The organism is Mycobacterium genavense ATCC 51234 (assembly GCF_000526915.1).
GTDB classification, from domain to species: Bacteria; Actinomycetota; Actinomycetes; order Mycobacteriales; family Mycobacteriaceae; genus Mycobacterium; species Mycobacterium genavense.
On the sequence record NZ_JAGZ01000006.1, the window covers coordinates 235,927 to 254,950 of the forward strand.

Below are 19,024 nucleotides of genomic sequence, written 5' to 3' on the forward strand. Positions count from 1 at the left end.
GCGTACAGAACGAATCGGGACTCAGCTCGGGGGTGTTTGGCCGCCGTCCTGACGCCGGCGGACCTCGGCGCGGAAATAGGCGATCAGCAGCCAGAGTCCGGCAAACAGCACGCCGATGAATCCCACCCCCGAGTACACCGCGAACCCGCCGAGGACGACCAGTTGGACACCGAGATTCACCCAGATCGCCCAGGGTCTGCCCTGCACCCCGCACAGCAGGATCAGCAATACGGCGAGCCCGATCGGGTAGCTCAGCGATGCCCCGTTCAGGCCGGGTCCGACCGCACCCACGACGGGTATCGCCAACAGCACCACGATCGCTTCCAGGATCAGCGTCGCGGCCATCACTCCCCGGAAGCTCTTCCAGGGGTCGGCCGGTAGCGGATTCTGGTCGCTATCGGTCATTGCGGGTCACGACCAAACAACGTACGCGCGGCCCCGGCGGTGTACACGGACCCGGTAATCACCATGCCGGTGCCGGAAAACTCTTCGGCCGCACCGTCGGCGGCTGCGTCGTCGACCAGTGCGGTGGCGACGTCGATCGCGTCGCGCAGGTTGTCGGCGATCAGCACCCGGTCGGGTCCGAACCGCTGCTGTGCGGCCAGCGACAGCGACTCGACATCCAGCGCCCGCGGTGACCCGTTGTGGGTGATGACGACCGAATCGAAGACCGGCTCCAGCGCGGCGAGGATGCCGTCGACGTCCTTGTCGGCCATCACCGACAGGACCCCGACCAGGTAGCGGAAGTCGAATTCGCTGTCCAGCGTCTGCGCCAGCGCGGCCGCTCCGGCCGGATTGTGCGCGGCGTCGATGAACACGGTGGGGGCGCTGCGCATGCGCTCCAGCCGCCCGGGGTTGGTCACGGCGGCGAATCCGGCCCGCACCGCGTCGACGTCGAGCTGGCGCTGCGCCCCGGCGCCGAAGAAGGCTTCGACCGCGGCGAGAGCCACCACCGCGTTGTACGCCTGATGCTCGCCGTGCAGCGGCAGGAACACGTCGGAGTACACCCCGCCGAGGCCCTGCAGCTGCAGCACCTGCCCGCCGATCGCGACCTGACGGCCCAGCACCGCGAACTCCGAATCCTCCCGCGCCACGGCGGCATCGGCCGTAACCGACTGCGCCAGAAGCACTTCCATCGCTTCCGGCACCTGTCGCGCGATGATCGCGACGGTGTCGGGCGCCCCGTCCGGGGCCTTGGTGATGATGCCCGCCTTCTCACCGGCGATCCCCGCGATGTCCTCGCCGAGGTAGTCGACGTGGTCGATGCCGATCGGGGTGATGACCGCGACGGGCGCTTTGATTACGTTGGTGGCGTCCCAGCGACCGCCCATGCCGACCTCGACGACGGCGACCTCCACGGGTGCATCGGCGAAGGCCGCGAACGCCATCGCGGTCAGCACCTCGAATTTGCTCATCGCCGGGCCGCCGGCGGCCTGCGACTGCGCGTCGATCATCTGCACGAACGGCTCGATCTCGCGATAGGCCGCCACGTATTGCGCTGGGCTGATTGGCCTTCCGTCGATCGCAATGCGTTCGATCGCCGACTGCAGGTGCGGGCTGGTGGTTCGGCCGGTGCGCCGGTGCAGCGCGGTCAGCAGCGCATCGATGATGCGCGCCACCGAGGTCTTGCCGTTGGTGCCCGCGACATGGATAGACGGATAGCCCAGCTGCGGCGAGCCGAGCAGATCCATCAGTGCGCTGATCCGGGTCACGCTCGGTTCGATCTTCGTCTCGGGCCAACGCTGGTCCAGCAGATGCTCGACCTGCAACAGGGACGCGATCTCGTCCGGCGTCGGAGCCTCGTCCGGCGTGCGCGCAGAACTGGTGGGCCCAGGTTCGTCGAGCCAGTCGGGCTCGTCAGTCATTTCAGCCCGGCCAGCCTGGTGTTGATGCGCTCGGTTTCCTCTTGGGCCAGCCGCTGACGATCGCGGATCTTGGTGACGACCTGTTCCGGTGCCTTAGACAGGAACTCGCCGTTGGCCAATTTGGCTGTGGTGGAAGCCAATTCCTTCTGCGCTGCGGCCAAATCCTTTTCCAACCGACGGCGCTCGGCGGCGACGTCGATGGCGCCCGACGTGTCGAGCTCGACGACGACGGTGCCGCCGCTGAGCCGCACCTCCAAGGACACCGATGCGCCGAAATCCGGGCCGGGCGCGGTGACCCACGCCAGCGACGAGACCGCGGCGACCTGGCCGCTCAGATCGCAACCCTCGACACCGCCCAGCCGGGCCGGCACCTTCTGCCGATCGGCCAGGCCCTGGTCGCTGCGGAACCTGCGCACCTCGGTCACCAGCCGCTGCATATCGCTGACTCGTTGCAGCGCAACAGGATCCATGCTGATACCGGACGGCTTCGGCCACTCGGCGATGACCAGGGACTCCTCCCCCGTCAACGCCTGCCACAGCTCCTCGGTGACGAACGGGATGACCGGGTGCAACAACCGCAGCAGCGTGTCGAGCCCCGCCGCCAGCACCGCGGTGGTATGGGTGAGCCCGTCGGCGAGTTGCACCTTGGCCACTTCGACATACCAGTCGCAGAACTCGTCCCAGGCGAAGTGGTAGAGCGCCTCGCAGGCCCGGCTGAACTCATAGCTGTCGAAGGCCGAATCAACTTCGGCGCGAACCTCTTCCAGCCGGCCCAGGATCCACCGGTCGGCATCGGTCAGCTCGGCGATCGGCGGTACCGGGGCGAGCTGCGCGCCATTGAGCAACGCGAAGCGGGTCGCATTGAACAGCTTGGTGACGAAGTTGCGTGACGCCCGGACGGCGTCCTCGCCGACCGACAGGTCACCGCCGGGGCTGGCGCCGCGGGCCAGGGTGAACCGCAACGCGTCGGCCCCGAACATCTCCAGCCAGTCCAGCGGGTCGATCACGTTGCCCTTGGACTTGCTCATCTTGCGGCCGAATTCGTCGCGGATCAGCCCGTGCAGGAAGACGTCGGTGAACGGCACTTGCGGGCCGCGGGAACCGCCCAAGGTGATCGCATCGTCGCTGTCGACGAATGTGCCGAACATCATCATGCGCGCCACCCAGAAGAACAGGATGTCATACCCGGTCACCAAAACGCTTGTCGGATAGAACTTTACCAGCTCAGCAGTCCGCGAGGGCCAGCCCAGGGTGGAGAACGGCCACAGCGCCGACGAGAACCAGGTGTCCAGCACGTCGGGGTCCTGCTCCCAGCCTTCCGGCGGTGTCTCGTCCGGCCCGACGCACACCTGTTCGCCGTCGGGTCCGTACCAGATCGGGATGCGATGGCCCCACCACAGCTGTCGTGAGATGCACCAGTCGTGCATGTCGTCGACCCAAGAAAACCAGCGGGGCTCCAGGCTGGCCGGGTGAATCACGGTGTCGCCGTTGCGCACCGCGTCGCCGGCGGCCTTGGCCAGCGATTCCACCCGAACCCACCACTGCAGCGACAGCCGGGGCTCGATCGGTTCACCGCTGCGTTCCGAGTGCCCGACGCTGTGCAGGTAAGGCCGTTTCTCGGCGACCACCCGGCCCTCGGCGGCCAGCGCCTCGCGCACCGCAACGCGGGCTTCGAAGCGGTCCATTCCGTCGAATCGCGTTCCGGTGCCGACGATCCGGCCCTTGGTGTCGAGGATCGAGATCATCGGCAACTCGTGGCGTAGCCCGATCTCGAAGTCGTTGGGGTCATGAGCCGGCGTGACTTTGACTGCGCCGGTACCGAATTCGGGGTCGACGTGTTCGTCGGCGACGATGATGAGCTGCCGGTCGATGAACGGGTGCGGCAGCGTGGTCCCGACCAGGTGGCGGTAGCGCTCGTCGTCGGGGTGCACCGCTACCGCGGTGTCGCCCAGCATCGTCTCGACCCGGGTGGTGGCGACCACTATGTGCGGTTGCGAATCGTCCAGCGAGCCATAGCGGAACGACACCAGTTCGCCCTCGACGTCGGCGTAGTTGACCTCGAGATCCGAGATCGCCGTTTCCAGCACCGGCGACCAGTTGACCAGCCGTTCGGCCTGATAAATCAGCCCGGCGTCGTAGAGCCGCTTGAAGATCGTCCGCACGGCCCGAGACAGGCCCTCGTCCATCGTGAACCGTTCGCGGCTCCAGTCGACCCCGTCGCCGAGCCGACGCATCTGACCGCCGATGGCTCCGCCGGATTCCCGCTTCCAGTCCCACACCTTGTCGACGAACAGTTCCCGGCCGAAGTCCTCCTTGGTCTTGCCGTCGACCGCGAGCTGCTTTTCCACCACGCTCTGCGTGGCGATGCCGGCGTGGTCCATCCCCGGCTGCCACAGCACCTCGTATCCCTGCATGCGCTTGCGGCGGGTCAGGGCGTCCATCATCGTGTGTTCCAGCGCATGACCCATGTGCAGGCTGCCCGTGACGTTCGGTGGCGGCAGCACAATGGAGTAGCCGGGCTTGGAACTGGTCGGGTCCGCCTTGAAGTAACCGGCGTCCACCCACTTCTGGTAGATCGCCGTCTCCAGCGCACCGGGATCCCACGACTTGGGCAGGTCGGCGGCGGAGCGGGGGCTGGCGGTCACCGGTTAATTCTAGGAACCGCGACGGGCCCGCGTGTAAGCGCCCGAACACGCGTGTGCTCGGTCACTCTCGGTTCGGCCGTGCCGCTCAGGGAATCGTGAGCACCTGGCCGGGGTGGATCAGGTCGGGATCGGCGACGCCGCTGGCATCGGCGAGCACCTGATACTTGCTGCCGTCACCGTAAAACCGCTCGGCGATGGCCCACATCGTGTCGCCGGAGACGACGGTGTACGTGCGCGGCGTGGGCTCGGGGGCGGCGTCCGCGGCGGGTTCCGGGACGCCCCCGACGGGCCCGGACATCGGTTCCGCGGCGGGCTCGGCGACCGGCTCGGCCGTGTCGGTCATCACATCCGCGGGCTCGGCGGCCGGCGCCGGAGGTGGCGGACCGTGGGTCTGGGTGTGGCTGGACCACGCCGGTCCGTCCGCGGCGTAGAGCACGAGGTTGCAGTCGTCTTGCAGGACGAGTCGGATATCCTTTTTGCCCTTGGTGTCGGTGTGCCAAACGGGCTTGTCCGACGTGTACAAGACGAAGTTGCCGTCGCGCTGCACTTCTGCGCGCTGCACATCCTGGCCGTTGGTCGCCGTCGCCCACAGCGCCTCGCCCCGCGCGGCTAGCACGAGGTTGCCGTCGTCTTGCAGCGTCAAGGTGTAAGCGCCGTTGTTGGAGGCCAGCGATTGCCCCCGCTGCAGCTGTTGTCCTTCAATAAGCGTGTCTGACATGGCATTTCCTCTCGTCATCTGATCCCGCGCGCTGCGCCGGACGCGGTTGCCGGTGCCCGATGAGCGGGCGCCCGCTTCAATGTCGGTCGGAGCTGGCATACCTCCCTCGAGGCAATCGAAACCGTCACAGCCGCTGTGGCGCTTGGCTACTTCTTGCCGCCGAGCAGGCCGCCTAGGATGTCGCCGAGTGCGCCGCCCTTGCCGCTCAGCAAGCTTGAAAAGATGTTGCCCAGCGACTTGTCCCCGCCGCCACCGAGAATGTTGCCCAAGACCTCGGCGAGGCCGCCGGACCGCCCCCGCGATGACGAGCCGCCGGAAAGCTGTTTTCCGATGTAGGCCAGCACAATCAGAAGCACGATCAGCAACAGCTGCTTGACCAGTTCGCTGTTGCCCACTCCACGGACATTTCGGGCAAGTCGACTACGACACTAGTCCGATCCGACTCGGACCGAAAGGCGTTGGCGCAGCAGGATTAATCCAACCGCTCGGTACGTAGCGACACGCCGGCCGCCGGCAGCCGAGTCAGCAAAACGTCGCCCATCGCGACCGCGGGGGTGAGCACGCCGCGCAGGTCCGTGAGCTTGTCACGATCCAACGCCAGCGCCAGGGCGCACTCCCCCAGCAACACCGCCGTCGCCTGGTAGCCGGGGTCTCCGCGCTGCTCCATTCTCACCACATAGCGCGCACCGCTGGTTGTGGTGGTGTAGGTCTCGAGCTGGTAATAGCCGCGGTCGCGCGCCTGAACGCTCGGACCGCTGCCCGGTTTCGCTGCGATGCGGTCCAGCAGCGGGCGCGGGAGCAACCGGAAGTAGCGACTGCCCAGCCCGAACGACGCGTTGCCGAACCCGGCCATGATTGCCGACGCCACCGGCGCCAGCGGCGACGACCCCAGGCTCATGTGTTCGGCGTAGCGGAACCGCCGCCCGTATGCCCAATTCAGTAATGCGTTGCTGCGCCGTACAATTCGGGTGTTGATCGACGACATCAAGAATCCGGCCGTCCAGATGCCGGCCAACTCCGGCGCGAGGTAGCGTCCGCGCCGCCACGGCAGATCGGGCTGTCGGCCCAGTTCGGGTTCGGCGTCGCGATCGTCGCTCAGCGTGTACGGGTCGGCGAGTCGGCGGCGGGTCTCGGCATCACGAGACGCGGCGTCCAGCACGTCCATGATCGACGCGACCGTCCCGCCGGAGAACCCACCCATCAACTTGCGCATCACGAAGTTGGTGTCGCCGAGTTCACCGGTCCCGTCGCCTTGTGCCGCCCGGTGCAGCGCGTACACCGTCAAATCCGAAGGGACGGAATCGAATCCGCAGCAGTGCACGATGCGGGTACCGGTGTGGGCGGCTTGCTTGTGGTAGAGGTCGATGGCCTCGCGGATGAACATCGCCTCGCCGGTCAGGTCCGCATAGTCGGTACCGGCCGCCGCACACGCGGCCACCAACGGCATGCCATACCGGGCGTACGGACCGACCGTGGTGACGACCACCCGGGTGCGGGCCGCCATCTCGTCGAGGGTCGACGGCGACGTCGCGTCGGCGCTCAGCACGGACCAAGACTGTGCGGCCTCGCCCAGGGTGTCGCGAACGGCACGCAAGCGGTCCAGTGACCGGCCGGCCAGGGCGATCCGCGCACCGACTCCGCCTCGTGCCAGGTATTCGGCAGTGAGCTTTCCGACGAAGCCGGTCGCCCCGTACAGCACGATGTCGAAGTCACGCCCCGTTGCGGTCATCGTCGCGATGGTACCCGGTCGAGATCGGGTTAAGTTCATCCCATGGCGCCGCGGATCGTCGTCATCGGAGCGGGCATCGCGGGCCTGGCGACCGCGGTCGCGCTGCGACGGCAGGGCTACGACGTCTGCGTCCTTGAAGAGCGCGACGACACCTCGACCGGCGCCGCGATCAGCATCTGGCCCAACGCGCTGGCGGCGCTGGAAACCCTTGGCCTAGCTGACGCGGTCCGCACCGCAGGTGGCCGGATCGCTGCGGGCGCGCTCGGTGCCGCGACGGCTCATGGTTGCGCCACCCTGCACCCGAGCAATTGATCGACGCACTCGGCGAGCCACTGGTGGTAATACAGCGCTCGGCGCTGCGTGACATCCTTACCGCGGCGGCGGGCCCAGGCACCGTCGAGTACGGTGTGGCGGCTCAGGATCTCGTCGCCACCGTCGATGGGATGCAGATCAGGTTGTCCAACGGAACCACCCGGCACGCGAACGCGGTGGTCGGCGCCGACGGCATCGGCTCGATGGTGGCGCGTTACCTCAACGGCCCGCTGACCCGTCGTTACGCCGACTATACCGCCTGGCGCGGGATAGCCAACTGCGCCATAGACGCCGACCTCGCCGGTGGCACGCTGGGACCCGGGATCGAAACCGGGCACGTCCCGATCGGCGCCGACTGCACGTATTGGTACGCCACCGAACGTGCGCCCGAGGGTCGGTTCTCGCGCGACGGCGAGTTGTCTCACTTGCGGACGATGCTGGCCGGCTGGCCAGAACCGATTCCAAGTGTGCTGGCTGCGACGAATCCCGACGACGTGCTGCGCAACGACCTCTACGACCGCGAACCCGCACGCCACTGGGCACGAGGAGCGGTGGTGCTGGTCGGCGACGCGGCCCACCCGATGCGGCCGCATCTGGGCCAGGGCGGCTGCCAGGGGCTTGAGGACGCCGCGATCCTGGCGGCTTTCGTCGAACGGACCTCCGACTTGCCGACGGCGTTCGCGCGGTTCGCTACGTTCCGCCGGCCGCGGATCAGGTCGTTGGTGCGCGAATCGGCCCTCCTCGGCCGGGTCATCAATCTGCGCCCGGCGTTGCTCAGCGCCATCGCAAGCCGCGCGACCGCGCTGGTGCCCGAGGCACTCTTCGTCCGGCATCTGGCCGCGGTGGCGGCGCGGTCGGCGTTCGTCCTCCCCGCTGACCCGTAAACGACGAGTGCCGGGCCCGTAGGCCCGGCACTCGTGTGGTACGACTGTCGATCAGCCGCGACGACCGCAGACCGGCCACGCGCCGATCCCCTGCGAGTGCAGCACGTTTTCGGCCACCCGGATCTGCTCCTCGCGGCTCGCGCCGGCCGGGGAACCCGACCCGCCATTGGCGCGCCAAGTGCTCGGGGTGAACTGCAGGCCGCCGGAGTAACTGTTGCCGGTGCTGATCCCCCAGTTGCCACCCGAATCGCACTGTGCGATGGCATCCCAGTTCACCCTGTACGGCCTTGACCGGCGCCGGGGGCGGCGGGACGTCGAACCCCACCGGCGCAGCGGGCGCGTCAAGAGCCGGAGCGTCGGGAGCCGGCGGCGGGGGCACATCCGCGCTGGCGGTGGCGGACGAAAGCGTCACCAGCGAAGCCTGTGATAGCAGCGAGGATGAGCGTTTTGCGGACGTTATTCAACGTTTTGCGGACGTTATTCAAAGTGTTCCTTTCGCGAGCGCGCGCGCCAAAGCAAACCCACAGGTTGGGTTTTGGGGTTCTTGCAGTGGAGATAGGTGCTCTGGAACGTGCCGTCTCGTTTCGGCACGACAGCGAGGGCATGAACTGCCCAGCAGACGAAAGCCGCTGGCCACCGGGCGGCCAAGACCGCCCGCAGCCCCGCTCACACACGGGTCCGTGGATTAAATTTTCTATAACCCTGCTCGGGCTAAAAGGCACCGTATGGGAGGACTTGGCATTCGTCATATCCGACACGCCGATATCTCGGAACAATAACGAGCAGATCACGGCCAGGGCAGGGAATTATTTTTGCAGGTCAGCTATGCGTTTTCTTTTCAAACGCCCAGGTCAAGATCAAGTCCCGATCGTGACTCGAATCACGTACATTTTGTGAGCTGGACCACGCATTCGCCAGGTTGCTGGGCAAGGTTCCACCCGACAGTCGCGAGCGAGGACGATCGAGGGGCGTGTTCATGATCTTGATCGGTTCAGCTCAAGCCCAGTCGAACTTCAAATGCCCAGCACGCCGCCCCAAACCTGGTCACTGGCAACGTCATTCGTCGCCACCGTGCGCGGGTGTCGCAGCGGCGAATGTCAACATCGTGTAACCGCGTCTAGCCAATGGTTTCGGCCGAGTTACGCAGTGCGCCAAGGGCTTTAGCCCAAGACATCCCCATCGAGAGCCACGCGGAGCGGCCCGCGTGGCGCGGCCGACCGCCACGGGCCAGACCGCGGACTCCGCGTCGCCGACATTTTGCGCAACACAATTTGCTGAGCGAATTCCCGGTGCCACTTTCCGAGGCCGCATCGCGGTGCCGGCTGTCACCCGGGCGCCCGGGAGGCATACCGCACCCCGAAAGATCTTGTGCCCCAACGGACTCCAGCTAAGCCGATGGGGTCGTATCAAGATGCAACAGCAATGCGCTCGCAAATGGACGAGATATCTGCGTCCTACCAATAACGAATTGCGATTAACAATCGGTTAACTGGCCACGCAATTAAGCGGAGTGTGGATCTCGATAAATCGGGATTATGGGAAACAACTAATCGCGAATAGGCGAAACTCGCCGACGCCGATCAGGCCCCGGGGAGCACCAGCGCGCGGAACTCGGCGTCGGTGTTGACGTTGGTCAACGCACGCGAATCCGGCAGCACGATCTGCTGGGCGTCCGACGCATCGATCAGGGTGCTCATCCTGCGCTCGCCGGCGGCCACCAGCGCATCGATGCGGTCGGCCAGACTGGTGCGGTACACCGCGGCCAGAAAGTGGCTGCGGCCGTCCCACGGCACGATCACTTCGGCGTCGGTCTTGGTCGCCAGCACCATCAGCTCGTCGATCAATTCCGCTGTCAGCAGCGGCATGTCGACCGCACAGACGAACGCGAACTGCGCGCCCGCTTCGGCGGCCGCGCGCAGGCCCCGCCCGGTCGCCGGGAGCGGCCCCAGACCCTGTATCTCGTCCCGGATCACCCGCGCCTCGAGCTTCGGCAGCGGTTGGCCCGGGGCAGCGATGACGAAGACCGGGTCGCAGCGATCAGCCACGACGCCTACTATATATTCGACCATCGTGCCGGCTCCGCCGGGACCGGGCAGGGTCGCCTTGTCCCGGCCCATCCGCCGCGATTCGCCTCCGGCGAGTACTACCGCGGCCAATGACACTGCATCGGACACCAGCGCAGCCCCTTAGTCGGCGGTCCAGGTGTCGCGACCGCGCAGGAGTAACTGCAGCGCGGCCGCGTCGTACGGGGTTGCGGCGCGGGCCGTGGCGACCTGGGCGCGGGCCGCGTCGTCGTAGGTGGGCCGGGAGACGTCGCGGAAGATGCCCAGCACGGTGTGGTCGAGGTTTTGGTCCGACAGTCGCGACAGCGCGAACGCATAGGCCGGGTCGTCGGTGTGCGCGTTGTGCTTGACGATCTCTTCGACCGCCACGTCCGCGGTCTTGGCGACTTCGAGGCTGAAGCCGGACTTCACCACGCAGTATTCGCCGTTGGCGCCGAACACAATTGGCTCGCCGTGGCGCACGTTGATCACGCGGTCTTCGGCGCCCTCTTTGCGCAGCGCGTCGAACGAGCCGTCGTTGAAGATCGGGCAGTCCTGCAGAATCTCGACGACCGCGGCGCCGCGGTGCTCGGCGGCACCGCGCAACACCTCGGTCAGCCCGGCCCGGTCGGAGTCGAGCGCGCGGCCGACGAAGGTCGCCTCGGCGCCCAGCGCCAGCGACACCGGGTTGAACGGGTGATCGAGCGAACCCATCGGGGTCGACTTGGTGATCTTGCCGACCTCTGACGTCGGCGAGTACTGGCCTTTGGTCAGCCCGTAGATGCGGTTGTTGAACAGCAGGATCGTGATGTTGACGTTGCGGCGCAGCGCATGGATCAAGTGGTTGCCGCCGATCGACAAGGCGTCGCCGTCGCCGGTGACCACCCAGACCGACAGGTCCTCCCGGGACAGCGCCAGACCGGTCGCGATCGCCGGCGCGCGCCCGTGGATCGAGTGGAACCCGTAGGTCTCCAGGTAGTACGGGAAGCGGCTGGAGCAGCCGATGCCGCTGATGAACACGATGTTCTCGCGGCGCAGACCCAGGTCGGGCAGAAAGTTCCGGATCGTGTTGAGGATGACGTAGTCACCGCAGCCCGGGCACCAGCGGACCTCTTGGTCACTGGTGAAGTCCTTGCCCTTCTGTGGCTGGTCTTCAGCGGACAGGCGGGGCACACCGTCGTTCTTCGTCAACCTCGGCGTCAGGCCGAGGTCCGTTCCCGCCAGGTCGCTGCCGATCGCGTTACTCACGAGCGCCGCTCCTCCTCATCGCTTTCGCTCTGCGTCGTCGCCGTCGCCCGTCATGCGTTAGCTCCAACCGTTGCTGCCGCCATTCTGGCGACCATTGTTTTGTCTTGCTCGATCTCGGCCAGCGTCCCGGCCAGTGCGGCGCGGATGACCCGTCCCACCTCGTCGGCGAGGAAGGCAAGGCCGTGCACCTTCGTGACCGATTGCACGTCGACCAGGTACTTGGCGCGCAACAGCATCGCCAGCTGGCCCAAGTTCATCTCCGGGCACACCACCATCGGGTACCGCCGCAGCACGTCGCCGAGGTTGGCGGGGAACGGGTTGAGGTAGCGCAGGTGCGCGTGGGCAACCTTGATGCCCTTGCGGCGTGCACGTCGGCAGGCCTCACCGATCGGGCCGTACGAGCTGCCCCAGCCGATCAGCAGCAGCTCGGCGTCCCCGGTCGGGTCGTCGACCTCCAGGTCGGGCACCGAGATGCCGTCGATCTTGGCCTGGCGCAGCCGGACCATCAGGTCGTGGTTGACCGGCTCGTAAGAGATTGCGCCCGAACCGTTTGCGGCCTCCAGGCCACCGATGCGGTGTTCCAGCCCGGGCGTGCCCGGAACGGCGAACTGGCGAGCCAGCGTCTCCGGGTCGCGGGCGTAGGGCTGGAACGGCTCGCCCGACCTCGCGAAGGTGTGCGTGATCGGCTGCAGCGTCGACACGTCGGGAATCTGCCACGGTTCCGAGCCGTTGGCGATCGCGCCGTCGGACAACAGGATCACCGGCGTGTGGTAGGACACCGCGATGCGCACCGCCTCCAGCGTGGTCTCGAAGCAGTCCGATGGCGACCGCGGCGCCACCACCGCCACCGGCGACTCCCCGTTGCGACCGAACAGCACCTGCAGCAGGTCGGCCTGCTCGGTCTTGGTCGGCAGGCCGGTCGAGGGGCCACCACGTTGCACGTCGATAACGAGCAGCGGCAGTTCCGTCATCACGGCCAGGCCGATCGCTTCGGACTTCAGCGAGATGCCCGGGCCCGACGTCGTGGTGACGCCCAGCGCGCCGCCGTAGGAGGCGCCGATTGCGGCACAGATGCCGCCGATCTCGTCCTCGGCCTGGAAGGTGATGATGTTGAAGTTCTTGTGCTTGGACAGCTCGTGCAGGATGTCGGAGGCCGGCGTGATCGGGTAGCTGCCGAGCACGACCTGAATGCCGGAGAGCTGACCAGCCGCCACGATGCCGTAGGCCAGCGCGGTGTTGCCTGAGATCTGGCGGTATTCGCCGGCCGGCAAACTCGCCCGCGACACCTCGTAGGTGGTGCCGAACGCCTCGGTGGTTTCGCCGTAGTTCCAGCCCGCCTTCAGCGCGAGCATGTTGGCCTCGGCGACGTCGGGCTTGCGGGCGAACTTCTCCCAGATGAAGTTCTCGCTGGTTTGGATCGGTCGTCCGTACATCCACGACAGCAGGCCGAGCGCGAACATGTTCTTGGCGCGCTGCCCGTCCTTCTTCGACGCACCGATCGCCTCGACGGCGCCGAGCGTCAGCGTGGTCATCGCGACCGAATGCACCACGTAGTCGGACAACTCGTCGGTCTCCAGCGGGTTTGCCACGTAGCCGACCTTGGTCAGGTTGCGCTTGGTGAATTCGTCGGAGTTCGCGATCACCATGCCGCCGCGCGGCAGGTCCCCGATGTTGGCCTTCAACGCGGCCGGGTTCATCGCGACGAGCACGTCGGGCCGGTCACCGGCGGTGAGGATGTCGTAGTCGGCGATCTGGATCTGGAACGACGAGACGCCGGGCAATGTGCCTGCGGGGGCACGGATCTCGGCGGGGTAGTTCGGCTGGGTCGCCAGGTCGTTGCCGAACAGCGCGGCCTCCGACGTGAACCGGTCACCCGTCAGCTGCATACCGTCACCGGAGTCGCCGGCGAATCGGATGACCACCTGTTGCAGGCGTTGACGGTCCGAAGACCCGCCATGAGAATCTGACCCGGCTCCACTGCCGTTCAAATCCACGTCCTCGCCTTCCATTTATTAACCGGACAGGCACTCATCCAAAGTTTCAGGTTACGCGCCGTCAATGGGAGTCCCGCGCCCACACGATTGTATGAGACTGGTAGTACCAATTATTGCACCGGTTTTCGGGTCGGACGGACGTCTCCAACTGCGCCTACTTACCGATATCTTAAGCAAAACACGTAGTCAGCACGGGCTACCGACGAGTACGACACAAAACTGTGGTCGTGGTCACGTCGTCGCCGGATCGTAATCAAACGTTGTCCGCAGCGTTGTCATTTGGACCCCGTCCGGGGCGCGCAAGAAATTCGGCGGGGCTGCCCGACCGTGAAAAGCCGCCCTGGCTAAGCGCTCTTGTCGCGACGCTCGGTGCGCGACGGCTTGCGTGGGACGATGGTCGGCAAGACGTTGTCCTGCACCGTTTCCTTGGTCACGACCACCTTGGCGACGTCGTCGCGGCTCGGGATGTCGTACATCACCGGCAGCAGCACCTCTTCCATGATGGCGCGCAGGCCACGGGCACCGGTGCCGCGGTGAATGGCTTGGTCGGCGATCGCCTCGAGCGCGTCGTCGGTGAACTCCAGCTCCACGCCGTCCATCTCGAACAGTCGGGTGTACTGCTTGACCAGCGCGTTTTTCGGCTCCGACAGGATCTTGACCAGCGACTCCATATCGAGGTTGGTGACCGAGGCAACGACGGGAAGCCGGCCGATGAACTCGGGGATCAGGCCGAACTTGATCAGGTCCTCGGGCATCACTTCGGCGAAGTGGTCGGTGATGTCGATCTCGGCCTTGGAGCGCACCTCGGCGCCGAAGCCCAGGCCGCGCTTGCCGACGCGCTCGTAGATGATCTTCTCCAGACCGGCGAACGCACCCGCGACGATGAACAGCACGTTGGTGGTGTCGATCTGGATGAACTCCTGATGCGGGTGTTTGCGGCCACCCTGCGGCGGGACCGACGCCTGGGTGCCCTCCAAAATTTTCAGCAGGGCCTGCTGCACGCCCTCGCCGGAGACGTCGCGAGTGATCGACGGGTTCTCGCTCTTGCGGGCGATCTTGTCGACCTCGTCGATGTAGATGATGCCGGTCTCGGCGCGCTTGACGTCGTAGTCGGCGGCCTGGATCAGCTTGAGCAGAATGTTCTCGACGTCCTCACCGACGTAACCGGCCTCGGTCAGGGCGGTGGCGTCGGCGATGGCGAACGGCACGTTGAGCATCTTGGCCAACGTCTGGGCCAGGTAGGTCTTGCCGCAGCCGGTGGGGCCGAGCATCAAGATGTTGGACTTGGTCAGCTCGACCGGCTCGCACCGGGAGTCACGACCCTTTTCGCCGGCCTGAATCCGCTTGTAGTGGTTGTAGACCGCGACGGCCAACGTGCGCTTGGCGGTGTCCTGGCCGATGACGTATCCCTCCAGGAATTCGCGGATCTCGGCAGGCTTGGGGAGCTCGTCAAGCTTGACGTCGTCGGCGTCGGCAAGCTCCTCTTCGATGATCTCGTTACAAAGATCTATGCACTCATCACAGATGTAGACCCCCGGGCCCGCGATGAGCTTCTTGACCTGCTTCTGACTCTTTCCGCAGAACGAGCACTTCAGCAGATCACCGCCGTCTCCGATGCGCGCCATGGTGCCTCAGTGCCTACTTCCTGTTGCCGTACGCCTTTTAACGTGCCGCATGTGTTCCCCCGACGCTACCCGCTGGATCGGGCCCGACGCGACCATTAGCGCCGAATCGCGTCGGTGGTATTCATGCCTGTCCGAAAACATATAGCGCGACAACCCCTGTCACTGGCGCGGACGCGCTTTCCGTGTCTTTGGCGTGTCGCGGTCGTTACCCCACCGAGGCTGCTAACACCAAACGAGCTGGTTGCCAGGCCACCACCATACAGTGGCGGGGTGGGATTGGCTGCGGGAATTTTCGACGCGGACGAATCCGTGCTGATCAGCGATGGCGGCCTGGCCACCGAGCTGGAAGCGCGCGGTCACGACCTATCGGACCCGCTGTGGTCGGCGCGGCTGCTGTCGGATGCTCCGGAGGAAATCGTCGCGGTGCACGAGGCCTACTTTCGGGCCGGCGCCCGCATCGCGACGACCGCCAGTTACCAGGCATCGTTCGAAGGCTTTGCGGCCCATGGGATTGACCGCGACCGATCCGCCGAATTGTTGCGCCGCAGCGTCGAACTCGCCCGGCTGGCGCGCGACGGCAACGGCGCCGCCGGCCTGCTCGTCGCGGCCTCGGTCGGGCCGTATGGCGCGGCGCTGGCCGACGGGTCCGAATACCGCGGGCGTTACGGTCTCTCGGTGTCAGCGCTGACGCGATGGCATCGGCCGCGACTGGAGATCCTGGCCGCCGCGGGGGCCGACGTGCTGGCGTGCGAAACCGTGCCCGACGCCGACGAAGCCGAGGCCCTAGTCGGGCTGGTGCACGCGGTCGGGGTGCCCGCCTGGCTCAGCTACACGATCGACGGGACGTCTACGCGCGCCGGTCAACCGCTGGGCGAGGCGTTCGCGGTCGCCGCCGGGGTAGACGAGATCGTCGCGGTCGGCGTCAATTGCTGCTCCCCCGACGACGTGCCGGGAGCCATCGAGATCGCGTCGGCGATCGGCAAGCCGGTGATCGTCCACCCGAACAGCGGCGAGCGTTGGGATAGTCGCCAGCGGCAATGGATGGGCCGGTCGCGGTTCTCCGCCGACCGTGCCCGGCAGTGGATCGCGGCCGGCGCGCGCATCGTCGGCGGATGTTGCCGCGTCGGGCCCGCCGAAATCGAGAACATCGCGGCAGTGACGCGCCGAACGTGCTCTGGTGGTGGGAAATCGGCCGAAAACCCTCCATGAGAGCACGTTCGGCGAAAACTCAGGCGGTTTGCGCGGACAGCTTTCGGTACTCGAGAACGGTGTCGATGATCCCGTAGTCCTTGGCCTCTTCGGCGGTCAGGATCTTGTCCCGGTCGGTGTCCTTGCGGATGACCGCGGCGTCCTTGTTGGTGTGCCGGGCCAGCGTGGTCTCCATCAGCGTGCGCATCCGCTCGATCTCGGCGGCCTGGATCTCCAGGTCGGAGAACTGACCCTGGATCACCCCGGACAGCGACGGCTGGTGGATCAGCACCCGCGCGTTGGGCAGCGCCATCCGCTTACCCGGCGTGCCGGCGGCCAGCAGCACCGCGGCGGCCGAGGCGGCCTGACCGAGGCAGACCGTCTGGATGTCGGCCCGCACGTATTGCATGGTGTCGTAGATCGCCATCAGCGAGGTGAACCCGCCGCCGGGCGAGTTGATGTACATGGTGATGTCGCGGTCGGGGTCGAGCGACTCGAGCACCAGCAGCTGGGCCATGATGTCGTTCGCCGACGCGTCGTCGACCTGCACGCCGAGGAAGATGATGCGCTCCTCGAACAGCTTGTTGTACGGGTTCGACTCCTTGACACCGAAGCTGGAGTGCTCGATGAACGAGGGGAGGATGTAACGCGCCTGGGGTTGGGTTTCGGGGTTCACTGGGCTTCTCCATTACTGATGTGGGCGGCGCGGGTGATGATGTGGTCGACGAAGCCGTATTCGAGGGCTTCCTGCGCGGTGAACCAGCGGTCGCGGTCGGAATCGGCTTCGATCCGCTCGATCGGCTGGCCGGTGAATTCGGCGTTGAGCCGGAACATCTCCTTCTTGATGACGGCGAATTGCTCGGCCTGGATGGCGATGTCGGCCGCGCTACCCGTCACCCCGCCCAGCGGCTGGTGCATCAGGATGCGGGCGTGCGGCAGCGCGAAGCGCTTGCCCTTGGTGCCCGCCGCCAACAAGAACTCGCCCATCGAGGCGGCCATGCCCATCGCGTAGGTGGCGATGTCGCAGGGCGCCAGCACCATCGTGTCGTAGATGGCCATGCCCGCGCTGATCGATCCGCCCGGGGAGTTGATGTAGAGGTTGATGTCCTTGTCACTGTCCTCGGCGGCGAGCAGCAGAATCTGCGCGCACAACCGGTTGGCGACCTCGTCGTTCACCTCCGAACCCAGGAAGATGATGCGCTCGGAGAGCAAGCGCTCATAGACCGAGTCCGTGAGATTCAGACCCACCGAATTCGAACGCATATCAGTCACGACCGGGTTACCTGCTTTCTTTCAGATCCGTACTGACGACACTAACCAACCGAGCGCGCCGTTTCGCGCCACGCACCCCGCGTTCGCTCACAGCGTCAAGGTTGCGTCATTCCTCGCCGGGCTCGTCGGCCCCGTCGTCAGCGTCCTCGTCGGCGTCGGCGTCGCTCTTCGTCCGGTCGGGGAAGAACTGGCTCGTGTCGATCGTGTTGCCGTCGGTGTCGGTGACGGTCGCACGGGAGACCACCGCGGCTATCGCCAGGCCGCGCCGCACATCGGCGAACATGGCCGGCAGCTGGTTGTTTTCCTGAAGGTAGGAGAACAGCTGTCGCGGCTCGATGCCGTACTGCCGCGAGGTCGCCACCAGCCGCTCGGTCAGGTCGTCCTGGCCGACCTGGACTTGCAGCTCGTCGGCCAGCGCGTCGAACAACAGCTGCCGCTGGACGTCCTTCTCCACCGCGCTGCGCGTCTCGGCTTCGAACTCCTCGCGTGTCTTGCCCTGCTCGGCCAGCACCTCGGCGAACCTCGCCTCGTCGTGGTTGACGCTGTCGATGGCGCCGTGCATGGCGCTGTCGAACTGCTCGGCGACGATGCCTTCGGGCAGCGGCACCTCGACCTGCGCCAGCAGGGCGTCCATCGTGGCTTCCTGGATCTTGCCGGCCTGCTCGGCGCGCTTGAGGTTGGCCACCTGGTCGTGCAGATTGGCGCGCAGTTCCTCGATGGTGTCGAATTCGCTTGCCAATTGCGCGAATTCATCATCGGGCTCGGGCAGTTCGCGCTGCTTGATGGTCTTGACGGTGACGGTCACCCGCGCGTCCTGGCCGGCGTGCTCCCCCGTCGCGAGCTTGGCGGTGAATTCCTTGGACTCGTCGACGGACAGACCGATGATCGCGTCGTCGAGGCCTTCGATCAGCCGGCCGGAGCCCACCTCGTGCGACAGGCCCTGTGCGGCCGCGCCCGGGATCTCCTCGCCGTCGATGGTCGCCGACAGGTCGATCGACACGAAGTCGCCGACGGCCACCGGACGGTCCACCCCGGTCAGGGTGCCGAACCGGGCCTGCAGCGACTGCAGCTCGGCGTCGACGTCGTCGTCGCTGACCTCGATCGGGTCCACCGACACCTTCAGCGCGGACAGGTCCGGAAGCGTGATCTTGGGGCGCACGTCGACGTCGGCGGTGAAGGCGAGGTCCTCGCCGTACTCCTTTTTGGTCACCTCTATTTCGGGGCGGCCGATCGGGTGCACCTCGGTCTCGGTGACCGCTTGCCCATACCGGGTGGGCAACGCCTCGCTGACGACCTGGTCGAGCATCTCCTCGCGCCCGAAGCGGGCCTCCAGCAACTTCGTCGGCACCTTGCCGGGCCGGAACCCGGGCAGCCGGACCTGCCTGGCCAGCTCCTGGTAGGCGCGCTGGAAGTCGGGCTCGAGTTCGGTGAACGGCACCTCCACGTTGATGCGCACCCGGGTGGGGCTCAACTGCTCGACACTGCTCTTCACGGGTGTGCTC

Annotated in this window: 14 protein-coding genes and 2 pseudogenes; 2 read left to right on the forward strand and 14 right to left on the reverse strand. The window is 66.4% G+C overall.

Translation table 11 applies throughout. The features are described 5' to 3' along the window. Positions 1-21 precede the first annotated feature (21 nt). The 6 genes and pseudogenes from T428_RS0115815 to T428_RS0115840 form a co-directional block, all read right to left on the reverse strand. Positions 22-405, reverse strand: a complete 384-nt coding sequence (locus tag T428_RS0115815; RefSeq protein WP_025737245.1) for a DUF4233 domain-containing protein — start codon at positions 403-405, stop codon at positions 22-24. Then, a pseudogene (folC, locus tag T428_RS0115820) lies at positions 402-1,861 on the reverse strand (bifunctional tetrahydrofolate synthase/dihydrofolate synthase). The gene T428_RS0115815 and the pseudogene folC overlap by 4 nt, the downstream one beginning before the upstream one ends. Beyond that, positions 1,862-4,510: a valine--tRNA ligase gene (locus T428_RS0115825; protein WP_025737247.1), complete on the reverse strand. Its 2,649-nt coding sequence runs from the start codon at positions 4,508-4,510 to the stop codon at positions 1,862-1,864. It abuts the pseudogene before it with no gap. 85 nt (positions 4,511-4,595) lie between these two features. Continuing rightward, positions 4,596-5,228 (reverse strand): LysM peptidoglycan-binding domain-containing protein, encoded by a 633-nt coding sequence (locus tag T428_RS0115830; RefSeq protein WP_025737248.1) that lies wholly within the window; start codon positions 5,226-5,228, stop codon positions 4,596-4,598. Positions 5,229-5,374: 146 nt separating this feature from the next. Continuing rightward, positions 5,375-5,623: a hypothetical protein gene (locus tag T428_RS0115835; protein ID WP_025737249.1), complete on the reverse strand. Its 249-nt coding sequence runs from the start codon at positions 5,621-5,623 to the stop codon at positions 5,375-5,377. Between the two features lie 77 nt (positions 5,624-5,700). Beyond that, positions 5,701-6,957, reverse strand: coding sequence for a saccharopine dehydrogenase family protein (locus T428_RS0115840; protein WP_025737250.1), 1,257 nt, complete (start codon positions 6,955-6,957; stop codon positions 5,701-5,703). Between the two features lie 42 nt (positions 6,958-6,999). On the opposite strand from T428_RS0115840, the pseudogene T428_RS28625 reads away from it, so the two are divergent. Further along, a pseudogene (locus tag T428_RS28625) lies at positions 7,000-8,153 on the forward strand (FAD-dependent oxidoreductase). 51 nt (positions 8,154-8,204) lie between these two features. On the opposite strand, the gene T428_RS33660 reads toward T428_RS28625, so the two are convergent. From T428_RS33660 to clpX, 5 genes are all read right to left on the reverse strand, one after another. Continuing rightward, the gene (locus T428_RS33660; protein ID WP_425412043.1) at positions 8,205-8,534 is read right to left on the reverse strand and encodes a transglycosylase family protein; all 330 of its coding nucleotides are present in this window, start codon (positions 8,532-8,534) and stop codon (positions 8,205-8,207) included. Between the two features lie 1,199 nt (positions 8,535-9,733). Then, positions 9,734-10,327, reverse strand: coding sequence for a molybdenum cofactor guanylyltransferase (gene mobA, locus T428_RS0115855; RefSeq protein WP_025737251.1), 594 nt, complete (start codon positions 10,325-10,327; stop codon positions 9,734-9,736). 12 nt (positions 10,328-10,339) lie between these two features. After that, entirely contained in the window at positions 10,340-11,443 is a 1,104-nt protein-coding gene (locus T428_RS0115860) for a 2-oxoacid:ferredoxin oxidoreductase subunit beta (RefSeq protein ID WP_025737252.1), read from the reverse strand. A gap of 50 nt (positions 11,444-11,493) precedes the next feature. Next, positions 11,494-13,437, reverse strand: coding sequence for a 2-oxoacid:acceptor oxidoreductase subunit alpha (locus T428_RS0115865; protein ID WP_156942975.1), 1,944 nt, complete (start codon positions 13,435-13,437; stop codon positions 11,494-11,496). A 344-nt stretch (positions 13,438-13,781) separates the two neighbouring features. Beyond that, the gene (gene clpX / locus T428_RS0115870; RefSeq protein ID WP_025737254.1) at positions 13,782-15,062 is read right to left on the reverse strand and encodes an ATP-dependent Clp protease ATP-binding subunit ClpX; all 1,281 of its coding nucleotides are present in this window, start codon (positions 15,060-15,062) and stop codon (positions 13,782-13,784) included. Positions 15,063-15,350: 288 nt separating this feature from the next. Here clpX and mmuM point away from each other — a divergent pair, with 288 nt between their 5' ends. Continuing rightward, positions 15,351-16,271 carry a homocysteine S-methyltransferase gene (mmuM, locus tag T428_RS0115875; protein ID WP_245604945.1) on the forward strand — a complete coding sequence of 307 codons (921 nt, stop codon included), beginning with the start codon at positions 15,351-15,353 and terminating at the stop codon, positions 16,269-16,271. Between the two features lie 19 nt (positions 16,272-16,290). On the opposite strand, the gene clpP2 is transcribed toward mmuM, so the two are convergent. The 3 genes from clpP2 to tig form a co-directional block, all read right to left on the reverse strand. Continuing rightward, complete coding sequence (gene clpP2 / locus T428_RS0115880) at positions 16,291-16,926, reverse strand: ATP-dependent CLP protease proteolytic subunit ClpP2 (RefSeq protein WP_025737256.1); 636 nt, start codon at positions 16,924-16,926, stop codon at positions 16,291-16,293. After that, entirely contained in the window at positions 16,923-17,513 is a 591-nt protein-coding gene (gene clpP1 / locus T428_RS0115885) for an ATP-dependent CLP protease proteolytic subunit ClpP1 (RefSeq protein ID WP_036468140.1), read from the reverse strand. The genes clpP2 and clpP1 overlap by 4 nt, the downstream gene beginning before the upstream one ends. Before the next feature lie 115 nt (positions 17,514-17,628). Then, on the reverse strand, positions 17,629-19,014 hold the full coding sequence (gene tig / locus T428_RS0115890) for a trigger factor (protein ID WP_025737258.1): 1,386 nt from the start codon (positions 19,012-19,014) through the stop codon (positions 17,629-17,631). Between the last annotated feature and the right edge of the window lie 10 nt (positions 19,015-19,024).